General features: G+C 53.9%; 3 protein-coding genes and 2 pseudogenes. 3 read left to right on the top strand and 2 right to left on the bottom strand.

Annotated features, from left to right (window positions below):
* Positions 1-173: 173 nt before the first annotated feature.
* Positions 174-404, top strand: a pseudogene (tnpB, locus tag QD409_RS35050) (IS66 family insertion sequence element accessory protein TnpB); the annotation flags it as partial.
* A 75-nt stretch (positions 405-479) separates the two neighbouring features.
* On the top strand, positions 480-2078 hold the full coding sequence (tnpC, locus tag QD409_RS35045) for an IS66 family transposase (protein ID WP_430764991.1): 1599 nt from the start codon (positions 480-482) through the stop codon (positions 2076-2078).
* A gap of 280 nt (positions 2079-2358) precedes the next feature.
* Here tnpC and ectB read toward each other — a convergent pair whose 3' ends face one another.
* Both ectB and QD409_RS35035 read right to left on the bottom strand, forming a co-directional pair.
* Positions 2359-3633: a diaminobutyrate--2-oxoglutarate transaminase gene (gene ectB / locus QD409_RS35040; protein ID WP_004126138.1), complete on the bottom strand. Its 1275-nt coding sequence runs from the start codon at positions 3631-3633 to the stop codon at positions 2359-2361.
* 243 nt (positions 3634-3876) lie between these two features.
* Complete coding sequence (locus QD409_RS35035; protein ID WP_004126135.1) at positions 3877-4845, bottom strand: LuxR family transcriptional regulator; 969 nt, start codon at positions 4843-4845, stop codon at positions 3877-3879.
* A 258-nt stretch (positions 4846-5103) separates the two neighbouring features.
* On the opposite strand from QD409_RS35035, the pseudogene QD409_RS35030 reads away from it, so the two are divergent.
* Positions 5104-5186, top strand: a pseudogene (locus QD409_RS35030) (IS5/IS1182 family transposase); the annotation flags it as partial.

Raw genomic sequence — 5186 nt, 5'->3', positions numbered from 1 at the left:
CTCCAGTATTGCGGCGCAGGGGGATCCCGCGCCCGTCAGAGAGGCATGAAATATTATGTGGCGGAGAATTCTAGATTTGGCAGTCCCCGGCTGGCGCCGTAATGGCTCCGCCACAAAATCTCACCCGATGCATAAATATGGTTATGTGGCGCGCCACATAACCCTTTAACGGTGCGCTTTATGTATTCCGCTCGAAACGTGCAGACCGGATCCGCATTGTTTGGTGGGATGGCAGTGGGGTCTGCCTTTACGCCAAAATAATCGAAGAAAATGGCTTCTGCTGGCCTGTCCCGTCTGCTGCCCGCGTCCGTCTCGACCATGCGCAATTGATGGCACTTCTGGCCGGAATGGATTGGAAAAAGATCCGCCCCGCCAAGGTGCGCCGGCCACTTTCGATCGGCTGATGACGACGTGCGGCAAGTTGAATCATGTTGCTGTAAGTGTTGGGAAATCGGCTGATTTTATGCTCTATTACGCGCATGATTTTACCCGGTCCCGACCTTCCTGACGACATCGATGCGCTGAAAGCGATGATCATCGCTTTGAACGCAGAGAAGGCTGCGACTGACGCCGAAATTGCCCGAATGAAGGCTGTCCAACAGAAAGCCGACGAGCGGATCACCACTTTGACGGCGATCTTGAAGGTTTTGCAGCGGGCCCAAAACGGTACGCGCTCCGAGCGACTGCGGCTGGCGATAAACGACGAGCAGATAGACTTCGCTTTTGAGGAGGTCGAGACTGGCCTTGCGGCGATTGACAGCGAGCTCGGCCAAGTGGGCAAAGAGCGGCCAAAAAGGGAGGCGCGGCCACGCAAAGGTTTTGCCGCCCATCTCGAACGCATCGAGGAAGTGATCGAGCCGGAGATCCCCGACGACTGCCAAGGCTTGGAAAAGGTTCTGATCGGCGAGGACCGATCCGAGCGGCTTGATGTCATACCGCCGAAGTTCAGGGTCATCGTCACACGCCGCCCGAAATATGCCTTCCGCGAACGTGACGGCGTGCTGCAGGCTTTGGCGCCCGCGCATATCATCGAAGGTGGGCTGCCGAGCGAACGGTTGCTGGCCTATATCGCCGTGTCGAAATACGCCGATGGTCTTCCGCTCTACCGGCAGGAGGCGATCTATCTGCGCGACAGCGTGGTTCTCAGCCGCTCTTTGATGGCCCAATGGATGGGGCATCTGGGCTTCGAGCTGCGGATCTTGGCGGATTACATCTTGGAACGCATTAAAGCCGGAGAGAGGGTTTTTGCAGACGAGACCACCTTACCGACGCTGGTCCCCGGCTCTGGTAGAACGATGAAGGCGTGGTTATGGGCCTACGCTTGCGATGACCGACCGTTTGGCGGGTCTGGCCCGCCGATGGTTGCCTATCGCTTCGAAGACAGCAGGGGTGGCAAGTGTGTCGCGCGTCATCTCGCCGGGTTCAGCGGCATCCTGCAAGTGGATGGGTACTCGGCTTATACCAGCATGCTCAAGGAGCGCGCCAAGTCCGGCAGCAATGAAACGATCAAGCTTGCCGGATGCTGGGCACATTTACGCCGAAAGTTCTACGAGCTGCATGTCGGCGGCATTAATGACGCTGCAACGGCGTCGATCACAGCCATGACGGAACTTTGGAAGGTCGAGGACGAGATCCGCGGCAGTGATGCCGAAACGCGCGCGAGGCGCCGTCAGGAGACGTCCGCTGGCRTTGTCGCCGATCTCTTCCAGTTGTGGGAGAAGGAACTCTCCAAAGTCTCCGGAAAGTCCAAGACTGCTGAGGCGATACGCTACGGCCTGACACGCCGGGAGGCGCTGGAGCACTTCTTGACGGACGGCCGCGTCGAAATCGACTCCAACATAGTCGAGCGTGCCATCCGGCCCCAAACCATTACGAGGAAGAATAGTCTCTTTGCCGGCAGCGAGGGCGGCGGAGAGACATGGGCGACGATCGCCACACTTCTGCAGACGGCAAAAATGAACAACGTCGATCCGCTTGCCTGGCTATCTCAAACGCTCACCCGCATCGCAAATCGCTGGCCAGCCGCTGATATTGAGCTGCTCATGCCATGGAACTTCAAACCAGACGCCGTCGGCTAACCGCTTACCACTGTTCAACTATTTAGGTGAGGATGGGGCAACGCGCAGGGCCGAACTCCGTGTCATGAATCCGACAAATCAACCGCAGTACCCAACAAGCTTAAGGGTCGTACTTTTTAAATAGCGGCAACCCATTACGAGTGGCGCCAACGAAGACGCCCGTCCGGCCGCACGATCGGAGAATGAACCGGTTCGTGCGAGCCGCGGTGCCCAAAACTACGATAAATGCCCTCCCCCCATTGCTTTGGCTCTGCCATGCCTCCAAGAGGCAAGCGTAGCTTTATACGCTTGAGTGGACGGACTTCTCCAGAATGTCCAAGCCACGCTGCAAGATCTGCCGTTCAATTGTCAATGGAGGAAGAAGCTTAATAACCTGATCTTCAGCGCCACATCGCTCTACTACAAGCCCGTCTTCAAAGGCTTTCCGTACGATTTCCCCCGCCAATTTGCCCGTACTGCAGTCGAGCCCCACCATCATGCCCCTTCCACGTACGGTAATGTTGGAATTTCGGTTGCTTTGGGCGACTTCCTGAAGGCGCTCTCTTAGAATGCATCCTGTTTCGACAACTCCTTTAGATAGCTTTTCATTTGTCCAGTATTTTCGCAAAGCAGCAGTCGCTGTCACGAGTGCGAGATTGTTGCCCCTAAAGGTTCCACTGTGTTCGCCTGGTTGCCATACGTCAAATTCGGGTTTGAGCAGCAGGAGCGACAGCGGCAGCCCACAACCGCTGAGAGACTTAGACAAGAGAACGATGTCTGGAGAAATGTCCGCAAACTCAAAGCTGAAAAAATCGCCAGTTCGTCCGCAGCCCGCTTGAATGTCATCAATAATCAGGAGGATCTCGTTCTTCCTGCAAAGCCGCTCTAGCGACTGCAACCAGTTTCTGCTCGCAGGATTGATGCCGCCCTCACCCTGAACGGTTTCGAGAATAACAGCTGCAGGCAAATCGACGCCACTGCTACCATCCGCAAGCACTTTGTCCAGATATTCCGTAGTATCCTGATCAGGCCCCCAATAACCGTCGTAAGGCATGAAGACCGCGCCGGAAGGAGGAAGACCTGCCGCATTTCGGAAGTATCGATTACCAGTTACAGCAAGCGCGCCCAGGCTCACCCCATGATAACCGTTGGTGAATGAAACGACGCTATGACGTCCAGTGACCTTGCGTGCAAGTTTCAAAGCTGCCTCGACGGCATTGGCGCCAGTGGGACCGACAAACTGAAATTTGTATGAGAGACCGCACGGGCGCAAAATCAGGTCGTCAAAAAGCTCCATAAACTCTCTTTTCGCCGGCGTAGCCATGTCTAACCCATGAATAACTCCATTTGAATGCAGGTATTCCACGGCAGCACTTAGGATGTGCGGATCATTGTGACCGTAGTTAAGGGCACTCGCGCCGGAAAGAAAATCAATGAACGCACAACCATTTTCGTCTTCGAGGATGGCTCCTGCCGCTTTCGTGAACACCACGGGGAATGATCGGGAATAGGATCGCACGTTCGATTCATGGTTTTCAAAGGCAAATAGGGAATTGGAAATGCTGTCATTACTCACGATTATTTCCTCAACCAGATGCCATGACCCACCAGCGCCTGTACCCCTCGCCAATTACCGCGAGATCTTAGCAATGCTCCGAAAGCGGGCTCCATTTTGAAAGTTTCCGCAACTCTATACGGCCATTGCCAACTGTGCTCCTACCTAGAATGATAGTGTTCCTACTTGCCTATTGTTCGTCGCAGGAAAACAGGCCTGCGGCAGTGGCGGCACTATCACTTAGCGACGAACGAACATCGCCTCCTACAACTCGATAAATCCGAAATTTAACGCCTTAATAGCCGCGACGGTTCTACTCGCAGCGTCTAATTTTCTCATGACGTTTTTAATGTGAAAATTAACAGTATTTTCAGATATACTCATAATAATTCCAATGTCCCATGACGACTTTCCCCGTGCTACCCAGAGAATACATTCTTTCTCCCTTTGCGAGAGCTCAGGCACTTTCTCCATGACATTCGAACTCCCGACATTAGCAAGTCTCAGATGGAAATGTATCGCCGCTAGTTGTAAGTAGGCGATTGCCCTGTGGTGGAATTCACGCTCAATCTGCTGGGCAAAGCTCATGATGGCGAAACTTCCAGCCGCGCTGCGCAATGGAATGGTAATGCCTGACCTTACGCCAAAGCTTGCAGCCTCGTCGAAGATGCGCCGTTCGTTTGGAGTTGTGCTCGAGCTAACGTATGCCTCCCTCCATTGAATAGGGCCTGATCGCATTCGACTTTCCTTGATAATAGGAGCTTTCCGATCATAACCCATTTCGAGACATCGCTTCTGCCATTCATCAGGATAGTTCAGGATCTCAAAAGAAGGGCGTCGAACCGGCTGTAAAACCTTGCGCTCGGTTGTAAGAGGACCGTAGGCTATCCACGTGCAGCCAAGATTCAGAGCAAAAGCTGATAAGTGCTCAAATAACTGTTTAGACCGAGCGACGGTATGTGTCTGGTCAAGAAATCGGCCGAACTCGGCCGCAAGTTCCCCTCGATTTAAAGCTTGAGAAGGTGGCGAGAGGTCCGAGGAATTCAGATCGGTAACTCGGCCAGTCTGTTTATTGATTTGAGTGGAACCGCAACCGTCCCGAGACAATCGATGCTGTCTCTCGGGCAAATAATGGCACGCCATGCTGTCGCCAGATGAAGTCGCTGGCCGTGAGCGGCCACCGGCGAACGTTATCGCTAAAGCTTTGGAAGCGGGCTGTGGAAGAGCTGACATCCTGCTTTCCTCTCGTTTTTTCCGAGGGGTCGGAATTGCTGTCCGTAGTTCAAGAGTCGTGCCAATTTGAAAGAACCCACAGAGCCTCTACCAAATTTTCTTAACTGCATGCGAAATGCAGCATAATCAGCCGAGTACGTCGCGACCCTGGGTTGGACAAACCTGACAATAGTTCTCTTAGAGGCTGCCTCAAAAAGAGGTGGGTGATTTCAACAGGTTATGATTCCTTCGGATTTGCGAGATTCGATGGAGAACACGATGGCCTGGACCAAAATCACCCGTCGGCAATATGCCCGGCGAACGGCACGCTACGCAAGCGATATGACGGATCGGGAATGGGG

Source organism: Rhizobium sp. BR 315, from assembly GCF_050577975.1.
Taxonomy (GTDB): Bacteria; Pseudomonadota; Alphaproteobacteria; order Rhizobiales; family Rhizobiaceae; genus Rhizobium; species Rhizobium miluonense.
This window is presented reverse-complemented; position numbering and strand designations above follow the sequence as displayed.